Raw genomic sequence first — 26,634 nt, 5'->3', positions numbered from 1 at the left:
TCGGCGTCGATCTTCAGCTCCTTCGCGCGGGCGCGCACGACCTTCAGAAACTCCGCTGCTGTCATTTCTTCTTCGCCGCGCGCCTTACGCTGGGCGTTCACTGCTGTGCGCAGAAAGGTCATATTGCCGACCCCGGGAATTTCGACGGGGTACTGAAATGCAAGAAAGAGACCGGCGGCAGCGCGCTCTTCGGGCTCCATTTCCAGCACGTCCTCGCCCTCCAGCGTGACCGCACCGTCGGTGACCTCATACCCGTCTTTGCCCGAGAGCACGTAGGACAGCGTCGATTTACCTGAGCCGTTAGGGCCCATAATCGCATGAACTTTACCGGCTTCGATCTCCAGATCGACGCCTTTGAGGATCTGCTTGTCCTCTTCTTCCAGTTTGACCTGCAGGTTTTTGATGCTCAGCATGTTTCGTATCCTGTTATTGGTTTCGCGTCGGGCGAAAGCGTTCTTTCTCAGTGCGTTAAGTCAGTGTGTTCAGGTGATTGTCACAGCGGTGCCGGAAACCGATACCATCAGCATGCTGTCGCCGATCACCTCGTAATCGAGATCGATGCCTACCACGGCATTGGCCCCCAGCGTTGCAGCGCGCTCTTCAAGTTCGCGCATGGCCTCGTCGCGGGCGTCTTTCAGTTTGGTCTCATAGGCGCCCGAGCGTCCGCCGATCACATCCGTGACGGAAGCAAAGAAATCCCGCACAATATTGGCGCCCATGATCGCCTCGCCGACGACGATGCCTTTGTAGGCGGTGATAGGATGGCCCTCAATGGTGTTGGTGGTAGTGACAATCATTGCATCGTTCCGTCTTCTTCATCCACCGGGGCAAGACCGCGGCGCTGCGGCGACAAGAACACCACGGTGCGCAGAGCCGCCAGTGTCATCGCGCCACCGATCGCCAGAGCAACGACAAGATCAGGCAGAAAAACCAACCCGATGACGGCGCCGGTCACGGCCCCGAGCAGTGCGGCCACGGCCATGGCCCCCGCGACGCCTTTCGGGCCGGGCGGCTCCTGCGGCGGCATTTCCGGCCCCAGATCGTGTTTGTCGGGTTGAATGCCCATGGCTCAGCCCACCGATCCTTCGAGTGAGATCGCCACCAGCTGCTGCGCTTCCATGGCGAACTCCATCGGCAGCGCCTGCAGCACGTCTTTGCAGAATCCGTTGACCACCAGCGCCACGGCTTCTTCCTCATCCATACCCCGCGAGCGGCAGTAAAAGAGTTGATCGTCATCTACCTTGGAGGTCGTCGCTTCGTGCTCGACCCGGGATGAATTGTTGCGCACCTCGATGTAGGGCACGGTATGCGCCCCGCATTTGTCGCCGATCAGAAGGCTGTCGCACTGGGTGTAGTTGCGCCCCTCTTTGGCTTTCGGGTGCATCGAGACCAGGCCGCGATACGTGTTCTGGGCCTTTCCTGCCGAGATGCCTTTGGAGACGATGCGCGATTTGGTGCGCTTGCCCAGGTGGATCATCTTGGTGCCGGTGTCGGCCTGCTGCATGTTGTTGGCGATGGCGATCGAATAAAACTCGCCCTGGCTGTCATCCCCGCGCAGGATGCAGGAGGGGTACTTCCATGTCACCGCAGAGCCGGTTTCCACCTGCGTCCACATCACCTTGGCGCGGTCTCCGCGGCAGTCGGCGCGTTTGGTCACGAAATTATAGATGCCGCCCTTGCCGTTCTCATCGCCGGGATACCAGTTCTGCACGGTGGAATATTTCACCTCCGCGTCTTCCTCGATGATGATCTCCACGACGGCCGCATGCAGTTGCGCGATGTCGCGTTGCGGTGCGGTGCAGCCTTCCAGATAGGACACATAAGACCCCTTGTCGGCGATGATCAGCGTGCGTTCAAACTGGCCTGTGTTTTCGGCATTGATGCGAAAATAGGTGGAAAGCTCCATCGGGCAGCGCACGCCCGGCGGCACGTAGACAAACGATCCGTCCGAGAAAACTGCCGAATTCAGTGTCGCATAATAGTTGTCTGAGACCGGCACAACGGTGCCGAGATATTTCTTAACCAGCTCCGGATGCTCGCGGATGGCCTCGGAGATCGAACAAAAGATCACGCCGGCTTTTTTCAGCTCGTCCTGAAAGGTCGTGCCGACTGAGACGGAATCAAAGACCGCATCGACGGCCACTTTGCGCGGCTCATCGCCCAGATCTTCGGCCCCCTCGACACCGGCGAGGATCAACTGCTCTTTCAGCGGGATGCCGAGTTTCTTGTATGTCTCCAGAAGCTTGGGATCCACATCGTCCAGCGATTTGGGTTTTACTTCCATCGATTTCGGACGCGCATAGTAATACTGGTCCTGAAAATCGATTTCCGGATAATCGACCATTGCCCATTTTGGCTCTTCTTTCTGCAGCCAGCGCTCGTAGGCCGCCAGACGCCATTCGGTCATCCATTCCGGCTCTTCGTTTTTTTCGGAGATCAGGCGCACGATGTCCGGGCTCAGCCCTTTCGGCGCGTATTCCATCTCGATGTCCGTTGACCACCCGTACTTGTACTTGCCGCCAACCTCACGGACGGCATCGACCGTCTCCTGATCAACGCCGTCTTTGACCTGTACGTCAGCTGCGTCTGCCTGGTCGAGTGCTGCCATGTCTTCCTCCGGTCTCACGCCGCACGGGCGCGGAATTTCTTTTCGCTTTTCAGCCATGCCTCAGCAAACCTGAGCACGTCTTCTTTTGTCGTCTCCAGCCCCAGCGATACGCGGATCGCACTGGCGGATGTCTCATCGTCAAATCCCATTGCCCGCAACACGGCACTTGGCCGCACCTTTCCGCTTGAACAGGCAGACCCGGCGCTGATCGCGAAACCGGCCAGATCCATCTGAATGACCTGCGCCTCGCCTTTCCAGCCCGGTGTTGCGAAACAAATCGTGTTCGGAAGGCGTGTTGCCTCTTTCCCGACAAAAATAGTTGTCTTTGCGCCGGCTGCAAGAGCGTTTTCTAGAATCTTTCTAAGTTCAGCCACTTCGTCCCACCGTCCGGCGGCCACATCGCGGGATGCGGCCTCGGCGGCGGCGCCGAAACCGGCGATACCAATGATGTTTTCGGTACCCGACCGGCGGCCCATTTCCTGCCCGCCTCCGCGGATGATCGCCCGCGGATCTTCAGCAGTAAAGCTGATCAGTGCGCCGACACCTTTCGGGCCGCCGATTTTATGGGCAGAGAGGATCATATAAGACGGTCGCTTGTCGCCGTCATAGACCACCGGCATTTTACCGGCCAACTGCGTGATGTCACAGATCACTGAATAAGGGACAGTGCCGGCGCGTGCGGCATTGACTGCATTATCTGCCACCACCTTTGCGTCCGCCGGCATGACACCGGTTTCGCTGTTGGCCGCAGATATCGCCACAAGTGCGACAGGGCCACGGTCGGACCGCCATGCAGGGTCTGCGCGCTGTGTCATTGAATCGCTGAAGGCTGACGCACCGGAAGCGGAAAGAGCGCCGTTCCTGTCGTAAAGAGAGGCCAGTGCGTCGTCACTCCAGGCCGCCAGACAATCATGCTCCGTCGGCAGCGCGGCAAAGAACCCGCCGTGACGGTGCTTCTGAGCGACCGCAAGCGCTGCGGCCTCGGTGGCGCTTCCGGTAAAGATGACCTGACTGGGGGCGCAGCCGACAAGGGCGGCAACCTGACCGCGGGCCCGCTCCATCAGGGCTTTGGCAGCGCGTCCTTCTGCGTGCACGGATGCCGGATTGCCCGGCACGTCCATGGCCGCACACATTGCCTGCCGCGCTTCGGCACGCAGCGGGGTTGTCGCGTTGTGGTCCAGATAGGTGCGTGCGCTCACAGCATTCCCCGGGTCTCGTCAGGCATCGGCGCTGGTATCGTCGACCAGCTCGAAAAGATGCGGGACCGCCGGACAGGGCGCGAGTTCATTCGCGATCACATCCGAAAGGCGGGTCTGGTGCAAAAAGACGTAGACATGCGCGCTCAGGCCTTCCCAGAGGCGGTTTGTCAGCGATTGCGCACGGCTGCCCGAGGCACCGCCCGAGGCACCTGCCCCTTTGTGCATGGCGTTTACGGTTTCATCGACTGCCCCGAGGATATCAACCACGCGGATTTCGGATGCGCTGCGTGCGAGGCGATAGCCGCCACCCGGCCCGCGCACCGACGTGACCAGATCAGCCCGGCGGAGTTTGACGAAGAGCTGTTCCAGATAAGGCAGCGAGATCGACTGACGCACCGCGATGTCGCCCAGCGAGACCAGCCTCCCATCAGGCTGCAGCGCGATATCGGCCAGTGCGACCATCGCGTATCTGCCCTTTGTCGAAAGCTTCACGGTGTCCACCCTCCCCGTTGAGTGCGCGCCCCGCCATGTGATTGACGCGGCGCGTTAAAGTGCCTACATCCGGAACTCGCCCGCGCGACACACGCGCAGCCTGAATATTAGAACCGTTCTAAGGTGCCTGAGTGAATTCGTCAAGAATGCACAGTGTACCCGGACATCAGCACAGGGACGCACATGCCCGAGGTCATTTTTCCCGGACCCGAAGGCCGCCTTGAAGGCCGCTATCACCCGCAAAAAGAACGTGACGCACCGATTGCGATCATCCTGCACCCGCACCCGCAGTTCGGCGGCACGATGAACCACGTGATCGTGCACCGTATGCACTATGCGTTTTATAACATGGGCTTTACGGTGCTGCGGTTTAATTTCCGCGGTGTCGGACGCAGCCAGGGCGAATACGATCAGGGCATTGGCGAGCTGAGCGATGCCGCCTCAGCACTCGATTATCTGCAGTCGATGAACAACAACTCCAAGCATTGCTGGGTTGCGGGTTTCTCATTCGGTGCCTGGATCGGGATGCAGCTTCTGATGCGCCGGCCGGAAATCACCGGGTTTATCTCGGTCGCTCCGCCTGCGAATATGTATGACTTTTCGTTTCTGGCACCCTGCCCGGCGTCGGGTCTGATCATCAACGGCACCGCCGACCGCGTGGCACCGCCTGCTGATACTGAGACGCTGGTGAGCAAGCTGCATGAGCAGAAGGGCATCACCATCACCCATGAACAGGTGGAGGGCGCCGGGCACTTCTTTGAGGAGCCGCATCTTGATACGCTGATCGACACCTCGACCAGTTATGTCAAACGCCGCCTGACCGAAACATCAAGGTAAACTCATGGGTATTGTCGAAGACGTTGCGGACGAACTGGCGACGCAAAGCCTTGAGATCATCAACGCCACGGGCGATGATGCTTTTGTGGCAAAGGTTGCCGAGGCCATCGGCGGCTCTTCTCAGACCATGGAAGAAGCCTATCTGACTGCCGTGCGGGTGCGCCGCGCCGAACAGCGCGCGCGCAAGCTGCTGAACAATCTGCAGGCGCAGATTCCGAAAAAGCTGGCCGCACCCGGCAATGACTGACCGGCTCGACCGGCAGATCGCCTTTCTGTCGGAGGCTGACAAACTGAAATCCGTGCTGCGCGCCTCTCGCCTGCATGACAACTCCCGTTTCGAGAACTCAGCCGAGCACAGCTGGCACATCATGCTTTTCGCGCTTGTGCTCGCCGATCAGGCCGGCCCCGGGGTGTGCATCGACCGGGTGCTGCGCATGTTGCTCCTGCACGACATTGTCGAGATCGACGCAGGTGACAATCCGATCCACGGCACCGTAGACCGGGCAGCGGTCGATGCGGCGGAAAAGGCTGCAGCCGGGCGTTTGTTCGGCCTGCTTCCAACGGACCAGGGGAATGAAATCCGGGCGCTCTGGGAGGAGTTCGAAGCCGGAGAAAGCGCTGATGCGGTCTTCGCGAAATCCATTGACCGCGTGCAGACGCCTTTGGCCAATCTCGCCAACGGTGGCGGGTCGTGGACGGACTATGACGTCAGCTTTGAGCAACTGGACGCGCGCGTTGGCCGGCCTGTGCGTCGCGGGGCCCCTGCGCTCTGGGACTGGCTGATGCCGCGGTTGCGGGCATTTTTCGCTACCTGACCGTTGTTGCAAAGAATTGCCTGTGTTTTGGTCAGCCGGGGCTCTGATGCCGGACGGACCACAGGAGATTGCAATGTATACGTTTGCATACCGTTTTCTCCGGCAGCGATCTGCGCTACACCGCCCCGAGCGAATCCTCTTCCCCGGCACAGGAGCCCCCCATGACCCGGATTAAGGTAGAAAACCCCATCGTAGAACTCGACGGCGACGAGATGACCCGGATTATCTGGGACTTCATCAAGCAAAAGCTGATCCTGCCCTATCTGGATGTGGATCTGAAATACTATGACCTTGGAATCGAATCCCGGGATGCAACAGATGACCAGATCACTGCCGATGCCGCTCACGCGATCAAGGAACATGGTGTCGGCGTAAAATGCGCGACCATTACACCTGATGAAGCGCGCGTCGAAGAGTTTGGCCTCAAGCAGATGTGGCGCTCGCCCAACGGCACGATCCGCAACATCCTCGGTGGCGTGATTTTCCGCCAGCCGATCATCTGCCGCAACGTGCCACGGCTCGTGCCGGGCTGGACCAAACCGATTGTGGTTGGCCGGCACGCTTATGGTGATCAGTATCGCGCGACTGATTTCAAATTCCCCGGTAAAGGCAAGCTGACGCTGAAATTTGTGGGCGATGACGGCGAGGTGATCGAGCGCGAGGTTTTTGACGCGCCTGACAGCGGCGTTGTGATGGCGATGTATAACCTCGATAAATCGATCATCGATTTTGCCCGGGCGTCGCTGAATTACGGGCTCAGCCTTGGCTGGCCGGTGTATCTGTCGACCAAGAACACGATCCTCAAGCAATACGACGGTCGGTTTCTGGAATTGTTCCAAAAGGTGTTCGACGAGGAATTCAAAGAGCAGTTTGAAACGGCCGGCATCTGGTATGAGCACCGGCTGATCGACGACATGGTCGCTTCTGCGATGAAGTGGTCGGGCGGCTATGTCTGGGCGTGCAAGAATTACGACGGCGATGTTCAGTCAGACACCGTGGCGCAGGGCTTTGGTTCTCTGGGGCTGATGGCCTCTGTGCTGATGACGCCAGACGGCAAAGTGGTCGAATCAGAGGCCGCCCACGGCACAGTCACCCGGCATTACCGCCAGCATCAGAAAGGCGAGGCCACATCAACCAACTCCATCGCGTCGATTTATGCCTGGACCGGGGGCCTTAAGCACCGTGCTAAGCTCGACGACAACGCCCCGTTGTTGAAATTTGCGGAAACACTGGAGAAGGTTGTCGTGGACACGGTCGAAAGCGGCTTTATGACCAAGGATCTTGCGTTGCTGGTGGGCCCCGATCAGCCCTGGCTGACGACAATGGGCTTTCTTGAGAAGATCGACGAAAACCTCAACAAGTCACTGGCCGGGTAAGGATCAGCACCTCCGAACGGCGCAAAACAAAGGGCAGAGGTTTCGGGCTGCAACGGACTGCGTTGGCGCCGGGGCGTTGTCTGGGCTGTAAAACCCTGTCTTTGCAACGCTGTGCCGCGCCTTTGGTGCGGACGTAGCGGCTGCAATTGCGCTGTCGGATGACCATGCAGAGAAGGCCGCACCACGTCAGCATCATCGCCGCCGTCGTGCCTGCCGGGACTTTATGTATGGTAGAACGCGGTCGTGGCGTGCCCCGCGCCAGCTGAGCTCTGATGCTGCCGGCCCGCGTTGTGTCAAAATCGATAACAGATCCCACAGGCAGGCCATGGGCAGCAGGCGCGATGCCACGCCCGGCCCGCACGTCGGGTTTTACAGTGAACCGGCTGTCTGCCTGCCACTCCGCCCTTATCGACCAAAGATCGTCTTCCGCGGGCTTGAGGGCAGTATCAGGGAGGTTCTGGCCCGCAGATACCCCGAAAGCCGCAGGTATGCTGGTCTCGGCCATATACGTGGCGGCATGTGCGGGCAGCACTGAAAATAACATCAGAAAGGTCAGAATAGTGCGGCGCAAAGGGAGCTCGGATCATGGCAGGTGTGTCTGGCTTCACACCATGACCGGGAAGTCCTTTATTTTGGATTAAAGCCTTCCCGATTTTACATGAATTGTTCCGGTTAACTCTTTGTTATCAATTGTGACCGCGATTGTGCGTCCGGGCATAAAGCTGTGCTACGATCCGGCTTGCTGTCTTCTGACAGAGGCAGGGAATGAAGGCGTGTACGAGGGCTGCCATTGCGGCCAGAAACAAAGTACCGGCAAAGCGCAGCGCAAAGAGGAAATGCTGAAAAAAGCTTTCGTTTACGGTGGCGGGGTGATCGAGAAAAATGCGCTGTATCATGAAGTGTCTCCTGTGTTGTATGCACAATATCCGGGGGAGACTGAGAAACCCTCCCTAATTTTGATGAAAACCGTTTGATATTGGGAAAATTTCCACATATACGGCTAAATATGGTGATGATTGATGATGCCGACCGGCGCATCCTGACGGTGCTGCAGCGCGATGCTTCTTTGTCGCTGGACGCGCTCGGCGAAGAAGTCCATCTGAGCCGCAATGCCTGCTGGCGGCGTATAAGAGCGCTTGAGGATGCAGGCGTGATCCGCTCGCGCGTTACCCTGCTTGATCCGGCAAAGCTCGGGCTGAGCCTGACGGTATTTCTTCAGGTGCGCACCAATACCCATGCGCCGGACTGGCTGGAGAAATTCAGCGCCGCCACTCGTGGTATGCCGGAAATCCTGGGCGTATACCGTATGAGCGGGGATCTGGATTATCTGATCCGCGCTCAGGTGCGCGATATGGCGGATTACGACCGTCTCTATCAGCAGCTGATCCGCAAAGTACCGCTTTCTGATGTGTCTGCCAGCTTTGTGATGGAAGAGATCAAAGACACCCACCAACTGCCGCTCTGAGACGGAAGGCAAACGCCCATGCCCCTGCATTACATCTATCTCGTGATCGCTATCGCAGCCGAAACAATCGGCACAACCGCCTTGCAGGCCAGCGCACAGTTCAGCCGCCTCTGGCCGTCAGTTCTGGTGGTGCTGGCCTATGGTTTATCTTTTTATTTCATGGCGCTGGCCTTAAAGTTTATGCCGGTGGGCGTGGTCTATGCAATCTGGTCGGGACTTGGCATCGTGCTGATCGCGGCCATCGGATTTGTGGTTTTTGGTCAGAGGCTCGATCTGCCTGCGGTTCTGGGTCTGGTGCTGATTGTATCGGGTATCCTTGTGATCCATCTCTTTTCAAACAGTGCAACACACTGAAGACGCGGCGTCGCACCCGGCAAATAACCCTGGCTTTCTGCGGCGCGGCACGGTATGCGCGCCTCAAACGCGCGCGGGCTGCGCGCTTCTCCCCATCTGAAGGCATCCCACATGGACCTGCGAAACATCGCTATCATCGCACACGTTGACCACGGCAAAACCACGCTGGTGGACGAATTGCTTAAGCAATCCGGTACCTACCGCGAAAATCAGGCGACCGAAGAACGCGCCATGGACAGCAATGATCTGGAGCGCGAACGTGGTATCACCATTCTCGCAAAGGCCACCAGCGTTGAGTGGAAAGGCATCCGCGTCAATATCGTCGATACCCCCGGCCACGCCGATTTTGGCGGAGAGGTGGAGCGGATCCTGTCGATGGTGGACGGTGTGGTTCTGCTCGTCGATGCCGCCGAAGGTCCGATGCCGCAGACCAAGTTTGTGACCTCGAAGGCGCTGGCACTCGGTCTGCGCCCGATTGTTGTGCTCAACAAGGTGGACAAGCCTGATGCGGAGCCTGACCGGGCGCTGGATGAGGTTTTTGATCTTTTTGCCAACCTTGGCGCGGATGATGATCAGCTTGATTTCCCGGCCATGTACGCCTCCGGGCGTTCCGGCTGGGCGGATATGGAGCTTGATGGCCCGCGTGAGGATCTCTCGGCGCTCTTTGACCTTATTGTGGAGCACGTACCTGCGCCCGCGCAGCTGGCCGCGCGCGATGAGCCTTTCCGGATGCTGGCGACCACGCTGGGCGCAGACCCGTTTATCGGCCGGATTCTGACCGGCCGTGTTGAAGCAGGCACGCTGAAGGCCGGTGAGACCGTCAAGGCGCTGAGCCGTGACGGCACACAGATCGAATCTTTCCGGGTGACCAAAGTGCTGGCCTTTCGCGGGCTGACACAGCAGGCCATCGATCTGGCCGAAGCGGGCGATATCGTGAGCCTTGCAGGCATGCAGAAAGCCACCGTGGCCGACAGTATCGTCGCCCCCCAGGTGACAGAAGCCCTGCCCGCGCAGCCTATTGATCCGCCGACCATAACCGTGACCTTTGGCATCAACGACAGCCCGATGGCCGGTCGCGATGGCAAAAAGGTTCAGTCCCGTGTGATCCGCGAGCGGCTGATGAAAGAAGCAGAAAGCAACGTTGCGATCAAGATCAGCGACACACCCGGCGGCGAGGCTTTTGAGGTCGCGGGCCGGGGCGAACTGCAGATGGGCGTTCTGATCGAGAACATGCGGCGCGAAGGCTTTGAGCTCAGCATTTCGCGCCCTCAGGTTTTGTTCCGCGAGATTGACGGAGTGCGTCACGAGCCGATCGAAGAGGCCACAATCGACGTAGATGACGAATACTCGGGAGCCGTGATCGAGAAAATCACCGGGGTGCGCCGTGGTGAACTTGTCGAGATGAAGCCGGCGGGTGCGGGTAAAACGCGGATCGTGGCGCATGTGCCTTCGCGCGGGTTGATCGGGTATCACGGCGAATTTCTGACCGATACGCGCGGTACCGGCGTGCTGAACCGGGTGTTTCACGCCTGGGCGCCGCATAAGGGGCCGATCCCCGGACGTCGTGCGGGCGTGCTGATCTCGATGGAAAACGGAACTTCCGTGGCCTATGCGCTGTGGAACCTCGAAGAGCGTGGCAAGATGATGATCGGCGCACAGGCGGATGTTTATACAGGCATGATCATCGGCGAGCACAGCCGCGAGAACGATCTGGAAGTGAACCCACTGAAGGGTAAAAAGCTGACCAACGTGCGCGCTTCCGGAACTGATGAGGCCGTGCGCCTGACCACGCCGATGAGCCTGTCGCTGGAAGAAGCGATCGCCTATATCGACGACGATGAACTGGTTGAGGTGACGCCCAACGCGATCCGTCTGCGCAAGCGGTATCTGGATCCGCATGAGCGCAAGCGGATGGCGAAAGCGGGCTGAAAAGAGCTTCGGAGGCGACAGCCCCACCCGGAGATTTCAGGACCCTGGTATCAGAGGTTCTCGCTGGTTTCGATGATCATCAGCTCACGCTCCGACGCGTCGCGGGCATGGCTTAACGCACGCTGGTATGTATCTGAATTATAGCACTTTTCCGCCGTTTCAAGATCAGGGAAGCGGGCCACGACATTGCGGGGTCGTGCCTGGCCTTCAAGCTGCACGAAACGACCGCCCCGGGCGATAAATTTGCCGCCGTGCTCTGCGATCGCTTCTGTCGCAAGTGCCGCGTATTTTGCATAGGCTTCGTCATCAGTGACAGTGACATGTGCAATCCAGAGTGCGCCCATCGGTCTTATCCTTTCAGAATGTCTTCAACGGCGGCGATGGCCGCGTCGGCATTGGTGATGTCTTTTGCTCCGCCCTGGGCCATATCCGGCCGGCCGCCGCCGCCCTTGCCACCCAGTCCGGCAACCGCCGTACGAACCATATCCACCGCAGAGACTGTTTCGGTCAGATCGCCCGTGACGCCTGCCGCAACAGCGGCTTTGCCGTCGGCTTCGGCGATCAGCAGGATGGCCCCGCTGCCCAGTCGTTCCTTGAACTGGTCCACGAGTGCCGGAAGATCACGCCCCGTCACGCCGGAAAGCACCTGCGCCATGAAACTGACGCCGCCCACATCGCGGGCCTCAGGGGCCGCAGTGCCGCCACCTGACATCGCCAGTTCGCGGCGCAGCTGTGCGACCTCATTTGACAGGGCGCGGCGCTCGTCAAGCAGGCTGCGCACGCGCTCGGGCACATCTGCGGCCTGGGCTTTGAGCTCCAGCGCCACTTCCGCGAGGTAGTGATCCTGTGCGCGCAGGTAGGACATGGCCGCAGCCCCGGTCAGCGCTTCAATGCGGCGCACACCGGCGCTGCTGGCGCTGTCGCCCAGTGTTACGAAAGTGCCGATGTCGCCGGTCTGGCGCACATGGGTACCGCCGCAAAGCTCCAGTGAATAGGTGGCGCCGTCATGGCCCTTGCCGGATCCGTCTTTGCGGCCCATCGAGACCACCCGCACCTCGTCGCTGTACTTCTCGCCGAAAAGTGCCTGCGCGCCGATGGCGCGGGCGTCGTCAGGCGTCATGATCCGCGTCTCGACCGGGGCGTTCTGGCGGATATAGCGGTTCACGTCCGCCTCTACGGTGGCCAGCTGATCGAGGGTCAGCGCTTCGGTATGGCTGAAATCAAACCGCAGCCGGTCTTCCGCATTGAGTGAGCCGCGTTGGGCGACGTGATCCCCGAGCGCTTCGCGCAGGGCCTCATGCAGCAGATGAGTGGCTGAATGGTTGGACCGGATCGCGCTGCGCCGGTTGTGGTCGACCTCAAGGATTGCGGCGTCGCCGGTGGTGATGCTGCCGGTGGTGACTGTGCCGAAATGGATAAACACCCCGGCGGTTTTGCGGGTGTCGGTTATTGTCACCTCGCTCTCCGACGTCCGCAGCGTGCCACTGTCACCGACCTGGCCGCCGCTTTCGGCATAAAATGGCGTCTGGTTCAGAGCAATCTGAACGCTGTCGCCTGGCCCGGCGGTGTCGGTCGGGGCTCCGTTACGCAGGATAGCCACGATCTGGCCCTCGGCGGTTTCGGTGTCATAGCCCAGAAAATCGGTTGTGCCGTGTTTGTCGGCCACGTCGAACCAGACCGTCGCATCTGCGGCCTCGCCTGATCCCGACCACGCCGCGCGGGCCTTGGCTTTCTGTTCGGCCATCGCCGTATCAAAGCCATCGGTATCGACCGCCCGGCCCTGCTCTCGCAGTGCGTCCTGGGTCAGATCAAGCGGAAAGCCATAGGTGTCATAGAGCCGGAATGCTGCCTCGCCGGGCAAACTGTCGCCCTCGGGCAGGTCGCGCAACTCGTCATCCAGCAGCTTCAGTCCGCGATCGAGCGTCTGGCGGAAGCGTGTTTCCTCCTGCAGCAGGGTCTGCTCGATCATTGACTGCGCCTGGCACAGTTCCGGATAGGCGGCTCCCATCTGGCGCACCAGTGCCGGCACCAGACGGTGCATCAGCGGATCTTTCGCGCCCAGCAGATGCGCATGACGCATCGCACGCCGCATGATCCGGCGCAGCACATAGCCGCGCCCGTCATTGGAGGGCATCACACCATCGGCCATCAGGAAGGATGTGGAGCGCAGGTGATCGGCGATCACCCGGTGATGGGTCCTGCCCGCGCCGTCCGGATCGGTGCTGGTGGCATCCGCCGAGGCTTCGATCAGCGAACGCATCAGATCGGTGGCGTAGTTGTCGTTGGTGCCCTGGAGCAGAGCGGCTACCCGCTCGATGCCCATACCGGTATCGATCGACTGTGCGGCGAGATCGCGGCGGGTGCCGTCTTCAAACTGCTCATACTGCATGAAAACGAGGTTCCAGATCTCGACAAACCGGTCGCCGTCTTCCTCCGGGCTGCCGGGAGGTCCTCCCCAGATGTGATCGCCATGATCGTAGAAAATCTCGGTACAGGGGCCGCAGGGACCGGTCGCGCCCATCATCCAGAAGTTATCGTTGGTCGCAATCCGGATGATGCGGTCATCGCTCAGGCCGGCGACCTTTTTCCAGATCGAGGCGGCTTCTTCATCGGTGTGGTAGACCGTGACGTAAAGCCGGTCCTTATCAATGCCCAGATCGCGTGTGATCAACTCCCAGGCAAAGCGGATCGCGTCATCTTTGAAATAATCGCCGAAGCTGAAATTTCCCAGCATCTCGAAAAACGTGTGATGGCGCGCGGTATAGCCCACATTGTCGAGATCGTTATGCTTGCCGCCCGCCCGCACGCATTTCTGCGCGGTGGTGGCACGCTTGTAATCGCGCGTCTCAACGCCGGTGAAAAGGTTTTTGAACTGCACCATGCCTGAATTGGCGAACATCAGCGTCGGGTCATTGCGCGGCACCAGCGGGCTTGACGGCACGACCTCATGCCCCTGCTTCTGAAAGTAAGACAGGAAGGTTGATCGGATGTCATTCAGCGTCTGCATGGGCGGCGGGCCTTTGTCGGAAATCTCATTGCCGTGAGATACCTTCCCGGCGTCCGGCTGTCCACCAACCCTTAATGCATTCAGCATGCAAAAAACGGGGCGCTCCGATCTGGCGCGCCCCGTTTCAGTGGTAATTAGGAATACGGTGCCGCACGGGCGCGCGCATCAGGCCTCGAGAATATCTTCGTCGTCGGATTTCTCATGTGCGGGCATGTCAAAATCAAGCCCGTGTGCCGCGCGGATTTTATCTTCGATTTCCAGCGCCATCTGCGTGTTTTCCTTGAGGAAGGATTTCGCGTTTTCACGCCCCTGCCCGATCCGTTCATCGCCGTAGCTGAACCAGGAGCCTGATTTATCGACCACGCCGGCCGCCACGCCCAGATCGAGCAGTTCGCCCATCTTGGAGATGCCCTCGCCGTACATGATGTCAAACTCGACCTGTTTGAAAGGGGCCGCGACTTTGTTCTTCACGACCTTGACACGGGTGTGATTGCCTACGACTTCATCGCGGTCTTTCAGAGCGCCGATGCGGCGGATGTCAAGGCGAACGGAGGAGTAAAATTTCAGCGCGTTGCCGCCGGTCGTCGTTTCGGGCGACCCGAACATCACACCGATTTTCATGCGGATCTGGTTGATGAAGATGACCATACAGTTGCTGCGGCTGATCGAGCCTGTGAGTTTGCGCATCGCCTGGCTCATCAGACGGGCCTGAACACCCACTGAGCTGTCGCCCATGTCACCTTCAAGTTCGGATTTAGGTGTCAGGGCCGCTACCGAATCCACCACGACCATATTGACCGCACCGGACCGCACCAGCGTGTCCGTGATCTCAAGCGCCTGCTCACCGGTGTCGGGCTGGCTGATCAGCAACTCGTCAAGGTCGACACCGAGTTTCTTGGCATAGGTCGGATCGAGCGCGTGCTCTGCATCGACAAAGGCGCAAACACCCCCGGATTTCTGCTGTTCTGCCACGCAATGCAGGGTCAGCGTCGTTTTGCCTGAGCTCTCAGGGCCATAAATCTCAACGATCCGGCCCATCGGCAGACCGCCTATCCCCAGAGCGATATCAAGGCCGAGCGAGCCGGTGGAGCTTGCTTTGATGTCCTGAACTGCGCCTTCGGCGCCCAGTTTCATGATTGAACCCTTGCCGAACTGGCGCTCAATCTGCGCCAGCGCTGAGTCCAGCGCCTTTTGCTTGTCTGCCGACTTTTTGTTGTTCATGCTCAATAGATCTGCCGTTGCCATTTGCGTTTCCTCTTAGTGTCACAGATCGCCCGGGGCGGCAATCATTGCCGGCGGGCCCAATGTGAATGTTCTGCCTATGTTCCTTATGGGATCAAAAGGAGAACATTTCAATCAAAATTTCTGAAAATGATACTGGTACGAATCTGGTTAAGGACAGGTTTAGAGCGCTGAAGCAATTTCGATGGCCTGCAGGGATACTTTGCAACCGGTCTGTGGCAGTGAGGGCCCGGGCCGTCACGACAGATTACCCGACGGATGTTGCTGTCACAGGCATGTAGCGCTTCACAGGGTGCATGTCTCCATGGGGCTAAGCATCCGGTATCAGGCTGTAATACCTCAGTGCAGCTGTTCGTGCACAGTATCCGTCAGGTCGCTGAGTGAGAATGGTTTTGGCAGGAAAACGGAGTTGGGGATCTTCATCTGTGTCTCGCCGAAACTGTCTTCGGCATAGCCCGAGACGAAAACGACGCGCACGCCCGGGCGTTCTTTGAGGGCCTCACGCACCCAGCTCGGACCATCCATGCCGGGCATCACGACATCGGTGACGAAAACATCGATGTTCAGGCTTTCGTCCTCAAGTGTCTTGAGGGCAGACTCGGCAGAATCAGCTTCCAGCACCGTATACCCGCGCAGCCGCAGAGCCCGGCTCGCAAAAGCGCGCACGGGGGCTTCGTCCTCCACCAGCAGGATCACACCGTCCCCGTGTTTCCCCGAAGCTTTTGCCGCGGATTTCCGCGGCTGCGGCGTGATCGGCTCTGCTTCTTCCAGCACCGGGAAATAGAGCGTAAAGCAGGTGCCCGCCCCGAGCGTGCTGTCCACGAATATATACCCGCCTGTCTGTTTGATGATGCCGTATGCTGTGGAGAGCCCCAGACCGGTGCCCTCTCCCGTGCGTTTGGTGGTGAAAAAGGGCTCAAAGACCTTTTGCAGTTTGTCCGCCGCAATACCGACGCCGTCATCTGCGACCTGAACCGTTACATATTTTCCCGGTGGTACGGAAACGCGGTCACGCTCCAGCGGCTCGGTCAGGTCGGTGCATTCGGTGATAATGCGGATTTCGCCGCCCTGGGGCATCGCATCACGTGCGTTGACCACCAGATTCATCAGCACCTGTTCAAGCTGGCGTTTGTCCGCCCTGATCGGGTGCAGCACCGGATCATGGCTCAGCGTCAGCATGACTTTTTCACCCACAAGCCGGTTCAGCAGGTGCGTGAGGTCCGCGAGCGTGTCGCGCATATCCAGCGTTTCAGGGCGCAGCGTCTGTTTGCGCGAAAAGGCCAGCAACTGGCCGACAAGGGCCGCGGCGCGATTGGCGTTCTGATTGATCTGTACCAGATCGCTGAAATCAGGGTCGCCCTGATCGTGACGCAGTAACAAAAGATCACAGTGGCCTGAGATGGCGGTCAGCAGGTTGTTGAAATCATGTGCCACGCCGCCGGCAAGTTGCCCGATGGCCTGCATCTTCTGGCTCTGTACAAACTGGGCTTCAAGCGATTTGAGCTCGGTCGCATCATTAAGGACGGCGATCAGCGCGGGCCTGCCTTCTTCGGTTATCCGGTTCAGCGTGACCTGGACAAAGACCTCTTTATCAGTGCGTTTCAGCCGCAGAAATTCTGATTGCTGTGCAGCGCGCCCCGCCACCGTTTCCTTCAGCCAGTCCGTGATCGGCCGCCCGAGCCCTTCCATCAGATCGCTCAGGTGTACCTTGTCCGTGAGCGCGTTGCCGATCAGCCCGGCCGAGAGCCGGTTATATGCCTCGATCTCACCTTCCGGGCTGACTTTAAGGAGTGGCACCGGCAGATCCTGGAAAACTTCCCAGCCGTCGCGGGGCATCATTTCGCTGCCGGGCGGCAGCAGGAAGAGCGCGCGGCGCCCTGCCCCGGCCTCGACTTCGCTCACCAGGACGCGCGTCGTTCCGTCGGCGCCTGTCAGTTCGCAGACCGTACCGGGGATCACCGGCAACCGGTCAAAGAGACGGTCGAGCGTGCGCACCCGGCCGCCGGCCAGCTTGCGCGCCTGATCGTTCATATAAAGTACGGCATTGGTGCGTCCGACGAGGATCATCGGCAGCACCGGCCCCTCCTGCGTACCTGCCGCCGTGGGCACGTCTTCAAGACGCCAGATGTAGGTGTCGGTGCCCGCCTGGTGAACCGCGAGGCGGATATGTCCCTTGCGGGTTACCATGTCTTCGCGGGCTGATCCTTCAAGATCGGCACGGGTCTTGAGGCGAAACACGATGCCGCCCGGGTTGGCCACCGTCGTCTGAAGAGTGCCGGTGATGGTGTCTTCGAGATCTTTGTCAAAGCGCTTGCGGGCTGCCATGTTGACCGACAGAACATCACCCTCGCCATCGGTCACGAGGGTGGGGCTTGCGTCGCGGTGGGTGAACTCATTCAGCACGCTGAGCGCCTGTGCATTGCGGCGCCGGTGCCTGCGTGCCAGCAATACCAGCACGCCGCAGAGCACAATCAGCGCGGCGGATGCTGCAAAAAGCGCCTGTCGTGCCAGAAGATCCGGTGAGGCGAGCGCCAGGACGCCAAAGAGAACAGCAATCAGGACAAGAGTACCAAGTCTGCGCTGTGCCTGAAGGGCAAAGCGGGTCAGTCTGGAGGGCGTAAAGGCGCTTCGCGGCAAATTCAGGCTCCCTGCGGGTGGAATCACACCCGTATTAAAGCGCCCCATACCTTAATCCCGGCTTAACCATGAAAGCACTCTATCAGGAGTTGAGTACGATTATTCCGGCAATCGCGTCAAGTGTGCCGCAAAAAACCCGTCGGAATACTGCGACAGGTTAATCCGCCGGGCATGGGTGCAGGTCCATCCGGAGTTGCGGCTGAGGAAGGTCTCCACCGCGTCTTCATTCTCCACACGCAGCACGGAACAGGTCGCATAGGCCAGCACGCCCGCAGGCGCGACCAGGGCCGCCGCCGCGTCAAGGATCTGCTGCTGCACTGCTGTGAGCTCTTCAAGACGCTCAGGCGTCAGCGTCCACCGCCCGTCCGGAGAGCGCCGCCAGGCGCCACTACCGGAACAGGGCGCATCGCAGAAGACCACATCAAAGGGTGCCGCAGCGGAGAGGTCGCCTGTGGCAAGCTCTGTGACATGCGCTCCCGCTCGTGCGGCACGGTGGCCGAGATCTTTCATGCGCCGCGGATCGATATCATGCGCGACAACGTCGCGCGCAGGGTCCGCCGCGATCGCCAGGGCCTTACCGCCGCCACCGGCGCAGTAATCGAGGACACGCGTGCCTTCCGGCAGGCCTGTGGCGACAGTCTGGGAGGCTGCATCCTGCAGTTCGACAAACCCTTCGGAAAAGGACGCTGAATTGCGGATCCTACGGGCGCCTTCGGTGACATCAAGCGCGGTTTCTGCAACCGGGTTCGGCGCGGTGATCATGCCCTCTGCCGCCAGTCTGGCGATGGCATCGTCCCGGGTGATCCGTCTGGTGTTGACGCGCAGGGTTATCGGCGCGCGGGTGCCGAGCAAGCAGCCTGCCTCCTCTGCGTCATCTCCCAGGCTGCGGCGAAATTCAGGCAGGAGCCAGTCAGGCAGGTTCCACCTGGTGCCGTCGTCATCCGGCACCGCCGGAACCTCTCTTTCCTGATCCGACAGGGGCGCGGGGGCGTGCCCTTCACCGGTAAAGAAGTTTTCAGGTGGCAGCTTCAGGAGCCGCAACGACCCGATCATAAGCGCCCGCCCGTCGGTGCCTGCGCCCGCGGCCGCAGCACTGCGGCGCCGGCGCAGGACATCAAAAACGTGATCGCGGACCGCCGCGCGGTCTTTGGAGCCGGCATAACGGCTGCCGCGCGCCCAGCGGGTCAGCGCCTGCTCCGCGGCCTCGCCTTCCCCGATTGCGTCAAGAATACCGATGGCTGCGGCAACCCGCGCGCCGGGGGTCACGCGGCCGCTCCTGTGTCAGCAGAACGTCGCATCAGCCGATCCGGTAGTTGGGGCTTTCGCGGGTGATCTGCACATCATGCACATGGCTCTCTTTCAGCCCCGCGCCGGTGATTTTCACAAACGCGCAGTTCTGGCGCATCTCGTCCACGGTCGCACAGCCGGTATAGCCCATGGCCGCGCGCAGGCCGCCGACCAGCTGGTGGATCACCGCATTGGCGGAGCCTTTGTAAGCCACCTGCCCCTCGATGCCTTCAGGCACCAGTTTGTCGGAGGCTGCGTCTTTCTGAAAATACCGGTCGGCGGAGCCGCTGGCCATTGCACCCAGGCTGCCCATCCCGCGGTAGCTCTTGAAGCTGCGCCCCTGGTAAAGAATGACCTCACCGGGCGACTCGTCGGTGCCCGCGATCATCGAGCCGACCATGGCGCAGGACGCACCGGCGGCAATCGCCTTGGCGAAATCACCGGAGAATTTGATGCCGCCGTCAGCAATGACGGGGATATCCCCGGCCGCGCGGGCACAGTCCATGATCGCGGTGAGCTGCGGTACGCCGACACCTGCCACCATGCGCGTGGTGCAGATCGAACCAGGGCCGATGCCCACCTTGACCGCGTCCGCACCTGCGTCGATCAGCGCGCGTGTGGCCTCGCCGGTGGCGACGTTGCCTGCGACGATCTGGACCTCGTTGCTGAGCGCTTTGGCGCGGCGCACGGCTGCGGCGACACCTTCGGAATGACCATGCGCGGTGTCGATCACGATCATATCCGCACCGGCGTCCACCAGTGCCTCGGAGCGTTCAAAACCGGCATCCCCGACGGTGGTTGCCGCAGCGACCCGCAGGCGACCCAGATCGTCCTTACAGGCGGTGGGGTTCAGCACGGCCTGCTCTGTGTCTTTCAGCGTCAGCAGCCCGGTGAGCTTGCCGTTCTTGTCTGTCACCAGCAGCTTTTCTATACGGCGTGCTTTCATCAGGCTGATGGCTTCGTCCCGGTCGGCAGGTTCGTGCAGAATGGCAAGGTTTTCCGAAGACATCATAACCGACACGGGCGTTTTGTCGTCACTGGCAAACCGCATGTCGCGGTTGGTGACGATGCCCAGCACGCGGCCCTTTTCATCCACAACCGGAAAGCCTGTGACGCGGTAGCGGTCCTGCAATGCCATTGCATCCGCCAGGGTCTGGTGCGGTCTCAGCGTGATCGGGTTGTAAACGATACCGCTCTCAAACCGCTTCACCCGGCGCACCTCGCGGGCCTGTTCGTCGATACTGAGATTGCGGTGCACCACGCCGATCCCGCCGGCCTGGGCCATGGCAATGGCCATGCGGCCTTCTGTGACGGTGTCCATGGCAGAACTCAGGAGCGGGATGTTCATTGCAATCGACCGGGTCACCCTGGTGCGGGTGTCAGCGGTGGACGGCAGAACCGAGGACGCGCCCGGAACCAGCAGTACATCATCAAAGGTAAGTGCCTCACGAATCTCCATTTGCAACCTCGCTTGCCGGAGTGGTTCATTGGCAGTTTCCTATTTCACGGCGCCGGCAGAATGAAAAGGGCAAAAACGCCGCATCCCGCCCCTGCCCCATTGCCAAAGCCGTAGCGCGCGGCAAAGCTGCAGCGCAGGTCAGCAGAGGAGCCCGGGGCATGGCGGAACACGGATATGACAGCGGCAGGCTCGATCTGCCCTTTGTGGGGATCTCCACCTTTGGGAAACGCCCTTATGTGGCCGACTGGAGCGGGATTGAGGCGGATGTCGCTGTTCTGGGCGCACCCTTTGACGCCGGCACCCAGTGGCGGTCGGGCGCGCGCTTCGGGCCGCGCGGGGTTCGTGAGGCATCGACCCTCTTCAGCTTTGGCCATGCAGGCGCTTATGATCATGAGGATGACGCGACCTACCTGCCCGCCGATGTGCGTATTGTCGACCTGGGCGATGCGGATATCGTTCACACTGATACCGAAAAGAGCCACGCCAATATCGAGGCCGGTGTACGCGCAGCCCTCGCCGCAGGTGCACTGCCGGTGGTCATCGGCGGTGATCATTCTGTGAATATTCCCTGCATCCGTGCCTTCAGCGGGCCGGAATATCAGGGAGGTCCGTTTCACATCCTTCAGATCGATGCGCATCTCGATTTCGTCGATGAACGTCACGGGGTGCGCCACGGGCATGGCAACCCGATGCGCCGCGCGGCAGAGCAGGATTATGTCACCGGCCTGAGCCAGATCGGCATACGAAATGTGAGTTCCACCGCACGCGAGGGCTATGACGATGCCCGCGCTATGGGCTCCACAATTGTCTCCGTGCGTCAGGCCCGGCAGATGGGCCTCGCCGGCCTGCTGAAAACGATCCCCGGGGATGCGAAGGTTTATATTACCATCGACATCGATGCTTTCTGCCCGTCGATAGCGCCCGGCACGGGAACGCCGAGCCATGGCGGGTTCCAGTACTACGAAGTGCTGGAATTATTGCAGGGCGTGGCAGAAACGCATCCGGTGGTAGGCATTGATCTTGTGGAGGTTGCCCCGGATTATGATCCCACCGGGTCCACCTCAGTTCTCGCAGCCCAGGTTCTGCTGAACCTCCTGGGATTTATCTTCCATGCACGTGCGCGCCATCCGCAGACGTGGCCCTGAAACGTCTGTCCGACGCAAACTCATAATGAATATGATTATTTCAGACGCGCCATGCCGCGCCTGGTGCATTATGTGACGCTGAACGGCGACCGGAGCATGCGGCAAACGCTATTCTGGTCCGGGTAAATTCAAGGGTGACCGATACTTATGAGCCAGGATCCTCTCGTGGTTTTCACGCCTTCGGGCAAACGCGGCCGGTTTCCGGTCGGAACGCCGGTTCTGACGGCGGCGCGCCAGCTTGGCGTCGATCTCGATTCTGTCTGTGGCGGTCGCGGTATTTGTTCGCGCTGTCAGATCACGCCAGGGTACGGCGAGTTTTCCAAACACGGGGTCACCGCCCGCGACGGCGCGCTGTCTGAATGGAACGCTGTAGAGCAGCGTTATAAAGACAAGCGCGGGCTGACCGAAGGGCGCAGGCTCGGGTGCCAGGCCACGTTGCAGAGCGATATCGTGATCGATGTGCCGCCCGAAAGCCAGGTGCATAAACAGGTGGTGCGCAAACGCGCAGAGGCGCGCGATATCGTGCTCGACCCCTCGACCCGGCTCTTTTACGTTGAGGTGGCAGAGCCTGACATGCACGACCCTTCGGGTGACCTGGAACGGCTGCGCGACGCGCTGCGCCAGCAGTGGGATCTGCACAAGATCACCGCCGATCTGCACATACTTCAGGAAATGCAGCCGGTGTTGCGCAAAGGGGGCTGGAAGGTCACCGTAGCGATCCACCTTGGCGACGAGGAAAACAACCCGCGCATCATGCAGATCTGGCCCGGATATTACGACGGCACGGTTTACGGGCTTGCCGTCGATCTCGGCTCTACCACCATTGCAGCTCACCTGTGTGACCTTCAGACCGGTGAGGTGCTGGCCTCCTCGGGTCTGATGAACCCGCAGATCCGTTTCGGCGAAGACCTGATGAGCCGGGTCAGCTATTCGATGATGAACCCCGGTGGTGCTGCGGAAATGACCCGGGCGGTGCGCGCGGGCATGCGCGATCTTTTCACCCGGATCGCAGAGGAAGCAGAGGTTGATACCGCGCTCATCGTCGATGCGGTATTCGTCTGCAACCCGGTGATGCACCACCTCTTTCTGGGCATTGACCCCTTTGAACTGGGCCAGGCACCCTTTGCGCTGACCACCAACAGTGCGCTGCGTCTGCGCGGGGATGATCTGGAGCTCAATATTCACCCTTCGGCGCGCGTCTATCTGCTGCCCTGCATCGCGGGTCATGTGGGGGCCGATGCGGCCGCTGTGGCGCTCTCGGAGGCACCCGATAAATCCGATGATCTGGTGCTGGTCGTGGATGTCGGCACCAATGCCGAAATCCTGCTGGGCAACAAAGAGCGCGTGCTTGCCTGTTCTTCGCCCACTGGTCCCGCATTCGAGGGCGCGCAGATCAGTTCGGGCCAGCGCGCGGCCCCGGGTGCCATTGAGCGGGTCGAAATTGATCCGGTGACAAAAGCGCCCCGGTTCAGGGTCATCGGCAGTGATCTGTGGTCTGACGATCCGCGTTTTGTGATTGAGATCGGCGCCACGGGCATCACCGGTATCTGCGGCTCCGGGATTATCGAGATGGTGGCCGAGATGCGCATGCAGGGTATCGTCGATGCACACGGGCTGATCGGTTCGCCGGAGCAGACCGGATCGGATCGCTGCTTCCAGGATGGACGCACCTATTCCTATCTGGTGCATGACGGCACCGCCGACGGCGGGCCGCTCATCACTATCACCAACCGCGACATCCGCGAGATCCAGATGGCTAAGGCCGCACTTTACTCAGGCGCGCGCCTGCTGATGGATAAATTCGGTGTGGATAAGGTGGACCGCGTTGTGCTTGCCGGCGCCTTTGGTGCGCATATCTCTTCCAAACACGCGATGGTACTGGGGATGATCCCGGATGCCCCACTGGACAAGGTGACATCGGCTGGGAATGCGGCAGGCACAGGCGCACGCATTGCGCTGCTGAATACGGCCGCCCGGGCAGAGATCGAAGCCACGGTGCGCGCCATTCATAAGGTGGAAACCGCCATCGAGCCACGGTTTCAGGAGCATTTTGTAAACGCTTCAGCCATTCCCAATGCCGTTGAGCCCTTCCCGATCCTGAACTCGATCGTTACCCTGCCGACAGCGACATTCAATACCGGCGCGGAAGGCGGTGGCCGTCGCCGGCGACGGGGCTGAGCGGCGCGGATCCGGGCACGCCGGCTCATCGGTTGCAGAGGCACAGAGGAGGCTGCCGTCGCAGAGGAAAACGCAGATCAGAAAGCGTTCCGGGAGAGCCAGGCGGCTCACTGTGTGACCTCTCAGACTGACCGCGACAGGGTGATGGCGCCAGCGCTTGACCGGGTTTTTGACCTTGCAGACCTCAGGCCAGGTCAGAGGGTCATGGACATCGTCTGCGGCACCGGCACCAGCACGCGGCTTGCGGCAGAGGCTGTTACGCCAGGATCGGTCCTGCGTTACGGGCGCAGGAGTATTTCGGGGCGGAAGAGGCGGATTTCGACGCCATTGTTCAGCAGATCGCGGGTGCGTTTGAAGAATATATAACGCCGGACGGCGCGCGCGTGCCGGCGGAGATCAATTTCTTTACCGCAACCGCACCGCAGCGCTGAGCAGCCTTGACGCGCCCCGGGCCAGACCCTATTCCGCTTACAGTGCGCGGGTATGGTGAAAAGGTATCACGGCAGCTTCCCAAGCTTTAGTTACGGGTTCGATTCCCGTTACCCGCTCCAGCGTATTTTCACGGCAACTCAAACGTCAGTCCCACGGCCAGAACCGCATCAGTCGTCCGGCCGTTGCCCGGAATAAGCTGCGCAAAGACATTGCCGTAGCGTCCCTGCAGGCCGGCAAGCGGCACGACATCTCCGACTGAGACTTTAAAGCGGTCGCCGTCACCGGGGTAAAGCGCCAGTGCGCCAAAGACACCAAGCGCCCAGTTCTGCCCTTCCCAGAAGTCATAGCTCACTGCGGCCAGTGCGCCGACTTCCTCGTAGCTGTTGTAATAAACGCCAACGCTGTAATCGAGATTACGCTCCCAGGTCAGAATGATGCCCGGGTTAAATTCCTGAAACTCTTCGGTGGCATTGAAATGCTCTGAGCCCAGCAGGATCGACACCCGGTCCGGCCCCGCAAGCGCAACAGAAGGAAGCAGAAGCATTAACAGCAGGGCAGCAAGTCTCATCGGGAGGATCCTTCTGATCACATAGGAATCGCACATCAGCGTGCGCTTGCCCTTATCTTTGCCAATTCCGGTTAAAATGCGACTTACGACAGAAGGATGTCGCCATATTGATCGCGTAAGTTGCGTTTGAGCACCTTTCCGGTGGCATTCCGCGGCAGAGCCCCGGTGAAAACCACCGTATCAGGCACCTGCCACCGCGCGATTTTTCCCTCAAAAACCGAAAGGATTTCCGCCACAGACGGCTCTGCCCCCTCCGCCTTCACGGCGATCAGAACGGGGCGCTCATCCCACTTCACGTGCCTTGCGCCGATGACAGCTGCATCTGCCAGGGCCGGATGGGCGATGGCGATGTTTTCGAGCTCAACCGAGCTGATCCACTCGCCGCCCGACTTGATGATGTCTTTCGCGCGGTCGCAGATCACCAGATATCCGTCCGCATCCAGTGTTGCGATATCGCCGGTGTTGAACCATCCGTCCTGCAGCGTTTCCTCAAAAGACATGTGCATATAGGCTTTGAGCACACAGGGGCCGCGCACCAGCAGTTCACCTTGTGTTTTGCCGTCATGCGGCAGCGGTGTGCCATCGGCCTTTACGATCTTCATCTCCACGCCCCAGACCGGCCGGCCCTGATTTTCGCGCAGCAGGTTCAGGTCCGTTTCCGGCAGGCTCAGGTGTTTGGCGAGAGGCTGATTCACAGTGCCGATAGGTGACATCTCTGTCATACCCCAGGCATGGCGGGTCTCCACGCCGTAGCGGTCACGAAAGGCTGCAATCATTGAGGGCGGACAGGCCGACCCGCCCACCGCGGTCTTTTGCAGACTTACAAGCCTGGTCCCGGCTTTCTCCGCCTCGCCCAGAAGCCCCAGCCAGATCGTCGGCACGCCACAGGCGATCGTCACGCAATAGCCGTCGATAAGTCCGATCAGCGACTGCCCGTCGAGCCCGGGCCCCGGCAATACCATGCGCGCGCCCACCATGGCGCAGGCATAGGGGGTGCCCCAGGCGTTGACGTGAAACATCGGCACCACGGGCAGAAGCACATCCATCGCGGAGATGCCGATGCTGTCCGGCAGACTGGCTGTCATACTGTGCAGCACGGTGGAGCGATGCGAGAAAAGAACACCCTTAGGGTTTCCGGTTGTTCCTGATGTATAGCAAAGGCTTGACGCCCGCTCTTCATCCAGTTTTGGCCAGTCGTAATCTGCGTCGCCCTGTGCCAGAAGATCGTCATAGGCGATGATCCCGGGCAACGTTTCTTCCGCGCCGCCGGTTTCCTTTTCGAGCAGGACAATGTGCTTTACCGTTTTGAGCTGGCCACGGATTGCAGCAATGAGCGGCACAAAGGTACTGTCGATAAAGACGACCTCATCTTCGGCGTGGTTCATGATATAAACAAGCTGTTCGGGAAAGAGCCGCGGATTGATGGTATGACAGACGTACCCACCGCCCGAGGTGCCGAAATAGATCTCCAGATGGCGCCGGTTGTTCCAGGCAATGGTGGCACAGCGCGCGCTCTCTGACAGCCCCAGACGTCCGAGCGCCGAGGCCAGTCTGCGGGCATTTGCATCCACCTGCCCCCAGTTTGTGGTTTCGGTGCCGCCGGC

The 26,634-nt window shown here is 60.2% G+C and carries 24 protein-coding genes and 1 tRNA gene; 10 read left to right on the top strand and 15 right to left on the bottom strand.

Going from position 1 to position 26,634, the window contains the following annotated elements; all coding sequences use genetic code 11:
• The 6 genes from Q0M35_RS05685 to Q0M35_RS05660 form a co-directional block, all read right to left on the bottom strand.
• Window positions 1–413, bottom strand: a 413-nt coding sequence (locus Q0M35_RS05685) for an ATP-binding cassette domain-containing protein (protein ID WP_295313253.1), incomplete at its 3' end; no start/stop codon positions are given.
• A gap of 69 nt (window positions 414–482) precedes the next feature.
• Window positions 483–797: a heavy metal-binding domain-containing protein gene (locus Q0M35_RS05680; RefSeq protein WP_295313252.1), complete on the bottom strand. Its 315-nt coding sequence runs from the start codon at window positions 795–797 to the stop codon at window positions 483–485.
• Window positions 794–1,066, bottom strand: a complete 273-nt coding sequence (locus Q0M35_RS05675) for a hypothetical protein (protein WP_295313251.1) — start codon at window positions 1,064–1,066, stop codon at window positions 794–796. The genes Q0M35_RS05680 and Q0M35_RS05675 overlap by 4 nt, the downstream gene beginning before the upstream one ends.
• Window positions 1,067–1,069: 3 nt before the next feature.
• Window positions 1,070–2,608, bottom strand: a complete 1,539-nt coding sequence (sufB, locus tag Q0M35_RS05670; RefSeq protein WP_295313250.1) for a Fe-S cluster assembly protein SufB — start codon at window positions 2,606–2,608, stop codon at window positions 1,070–1,072.
• 14 nt (window positions 2,609–2,622) lie between these two features.
• Complete coding sequence (locus Q0M35_RS05665; RefSeq protein ID WP_295313249.1) at window positions 2,623–3,807, bottom strand: aminotransferase class V-fold PLP-dependent enzyme; 1,185 nt, start codon at window positions 3,805–3,807, stop codon at window positions 2,623–2,625.
• Between the two features lie 18 nt (window positions 3,808–3,825).
• Window positions 3,826–4,299, bottom strand: a complete 474-nt coding sequence (locus Q0M35_RS05660) for an Rrf2 family transcriptional regulator (RefSeq protein WP_295313248.1) — start codon at window positions 4,297–4,299, stop codon at window positions 3,826–3,828.
• Window positions 4,300–4,482: 183 nt separating this feature from the next.
• Here Q0M35_RS05660 and Q0M35_RS05655 point away from each other — a divergent pair, with 183 nt between their 5' ends.
• The 4 genes from Q0M35_RS05655 (at window position 4,483) to Q0M35_RS05640 (ending at window position 7,327) form a co-directional block, all read left to right on the top strand.
• Window positions 4,483–5,136, top strand: coding sequence for an alpha/beta hydrolase (locus Q0M35_RS05655; protein WP_295313247.1), 654 nt, complete (start codon window positions 4,483–4,485; stop codon window positions 5,134–5,136).
• A gap of 4 nt (window positions 5,137–5,140) precedes the next feature.
• Window positions 5,141–5,383, top strand: a complete 243-nt coding sequence (locus tag Q0M35_RS05650; protein ID WP_295313246.1) for a hypothetical protein — start codon at window positions 5,141–5,143, stop codon at window positions 5,381–5,383.
• Window positions 5,376–5,951 (top strand): HD domain-containing protein, encoded by a 576-nt coding sequence (locus tag Q0M35_RS05645; RefSeq protein WP_295313245.1) that lies wholly within the window; start codon window positions 5,376–5,378, stop codon window positions 5,949–5,951. Before Q0M35_RS05650 ends, Q0M35_RS05645 begins: the two co-directional genes overlap by 8 nt.
• Window positions 5,952–6,112: 161 nt before the next feature.
• Window positions 6,113–7,327: an NADP-dependent isocitrate dehydrogenase gene (locus Q0M35_RS05640; protein WP_295313244.1), complete on the top strand. Its 1,215-nt coding sequence runs from the start codon at window positions 6,113–6,115 to the stop codon at window positions 7,325–7,327.
• Between the two features lie 686 nt (window positions 7,328–8,013).
• Here the strand turns inward: Q0M35_RS05640 and Q0M35_RS05635 are convergent.
• Window positions 8,014–8,223, bottom strand: coding sequence for a DUF6356 family protein (locus Q0M35_RS05635; protein ID WP_295313243.1), 210 nt, complete (start codon window positions 8,221–8,223; stop codon window positions 8,014–8,016).
• A gap of 110 nt (window positions 8,224–8,333) precedes the next feature.
• On the opposite strand from Q0M35_RS05635, the gene Q0M35_RS05630 reads away from it, so the two are divergent.
• From Q0M35_RS05630 to typA, 3 genes are all read left to right on the top strand, one after another.
• Window positions 8,334–8,792 (top strand): Lrp/AsnC family transcriptional regulator, encoded by a 459-nt coding sequence (locus Q0M35_RS05630; protein ID WP_295313242.1) that lies wholly within the window; start codon window positions 8,334–8,336, stop codon window positions 8,790–8,792.
• A gap of 18 nt (window positions 8,793–8,810) precedes the next feature.
• Window positions 8,811–9,146: an SMR family transporter gene (locus Q0M35_RS05625; protein WP_295313241.1), complete on the top strand. Its 336-nt coding sequence runs from the start codon at window positions 8,811–8,813 to the stop codon at window positions 9,144–9,146.
• A 111-nt stretch (window positions 9,147–9,257) separates the two neighbouring features.
• A complete protein-coding gene (typA, locus tag Q0M35_RS05620) occupies window positions 9,258–11,075 on the top strand; it encodes a translational GTPase TypA (RefSeq protein ID WP_295313240.1) in 1,818 nt (605 codons plus the stop codon).
• A gap of 50 nt (window positions 11,076–11,125) precedes the next feature.
• On the opposite strand, the gene Q0M35_RS05615 is transcribed toward typA, so the two are convergent.
• The 6 genes from Q0M35_RS05615 to guaB all read right to left on the bottom strand — a co-directional run bounded on the left by Q0M35_RS05615 (window position 11,126) and on the right by guaB (window position 20,707).
• A complete protein-coding gene (locus Q0M35_RS05615; RefSeq protein ID WP_295313239.1) occupies window positions 11,126–11,419 on the bottom strand; it encodes a DUF1330 domain-containing protein in 294 nt (97 codons plus the stop codon).
• Window positions 11,420–11,424: 5 nt separating this feature from the next.
• Window positions 11,425–14,082 (bottom strand): alanine--tRNA ligase, encoded by a 2,658-nt coding sequence (gene alaS / locus Q0M35_RS05610; protein ID WP_295313238.1) that lies wholly within the window; start codon window positions 14,080–14,082, stop codon window positions 11,425–11,427.
• A 165-nt stretch (window positions 14,083–14,247) separates the two neighbouring features.
• Window positions 14,248–15,327, bottom strand: coding sequence for a recombinase RecA (gene recA, locus Q0M35_RS05605; protein ID WP_295313237.1), 1,080 nt, complete (start codon window positions 15,325–15,327; stop codon window positions 14,248–14,250).
• Window positions 15,328–15,663: 336 nt separating this feature from the next.
• On the bottom strand, window positions 15,664–17,961 hold the full coding sequence (locus tag Q0M35_RS05600) for an ATP-binding protein (RefSeq protein WP_295313236.1): 2,298 nt from the start codon (window positions 17,959–17,961) through the stop codon (window positions 15,664–15,666).
• A 99-nt stretch (window positions 17,962–18,060) separates the two neighbouring features.
• On the bottom strand, window positions 18,061–19,227 hold the full coding sequence (locus Q0M35_RS05595; protein ID WP_295313235.1) for an RsmB/NOP family class I SAM-dependent RNA methyltransferase: 1,167 nt from the start codon (window positions 19,225–19,227) through the stop codon (window positions 18,061–18,063).
• A gap of 31 nt (window positions 19,228–19,258) precedes the next feature.
• Window positions 19,259–20,707 carry an IMP dehydrogenase gene (gene guaB / locus Q0M35_RS05590; RefSeq protein ID WP_295313234.1) on the bottom strand — a complete coding sequence of 483 codons (1,449 nt, stop codon included), beginning with the start codon at window positions 20,705–20,707 and terminating at the stop codon, window positions 19,259–19,261.
• Between the two features lie 158 nt (window positions 20,708–20,865).
• Here guaB and speB point away from each other — a divergent pair, with 158 nt between their 5' ends.
• From speB to Q0M35_RS05575, 3 genes are all read left to right on the top strand, one after another.
• Window positions 20,866–21,852, top strand: a complete 987-nt coding sequence (gene speB / locus Q0M35_RS05585) for an agmatinase (protein WP_295313233.1) — start codon at window positions 20,866–20,868, stop codon at window positions 21,850–21,852.
• 147 nt (window positions 21,853–21,999) lie between these two features.
• On the top strand, window positions 22,000–24,030 hold the full coding sequence (locus Q0M35_RS05580; RefSeq protein ID WP_295313232.1) for an ASKHA domain-containing protein: 2,031 nt from the start codon (window positions 22,000–22,002) through the stop codon (window positions 24,028–24,030).
• A gap of 477 nt (window positions 24,031–24,507) precedes the next feature.
• A tRNA-Gly gene (locus tag Q0M35_RS05575) sits at window positions 24,508–24,581 on the top strand.
• An 8-nt stretch (window positions 24,582–24,589) separates the two neighbouring features.
• On the opposite strand, the gene Q0M35_RS05570 is transcribed toward Q0M35_RS05575, so the two are convergent.
• Window positions 24,590–25,030 carry a hypothetical protein gene (locus Q0M35_RS05570; RefSeq protein ID WP_295313231.1) on the bottom strand — a complete coding sequence of 147 codons (441 nt, stop codon included), beginning with the start codon at window positions 25,028–25,030 and terminating at the stop codon, window positions 24,590–24,592.
• 83 nt (window positions 25,031–25,113) lie between these two features.
• The coding region (locus tag Q0M35_RS05565; RefSeq protein ID WP_295313230.1) for a long-chain fatty acid--CoA ligase at window positions 25,114–26,634 on the bottom strand (1,521 nt) is incomplete at its 5' end.

The organism is Roseobacter sp. (assembly GCF_024639605.1).
Classification (GTDB): domain Bacteria; phylum Pseudomonadota; class Alphaproteobacteria; order Rhodobacterales; family Rhodobacteraceae; genus Roseobacter.
Note: the sequence above shows the minus strand (reverse complement) of the source record. Positions and strands in the feature narration are given on the sequence as shown.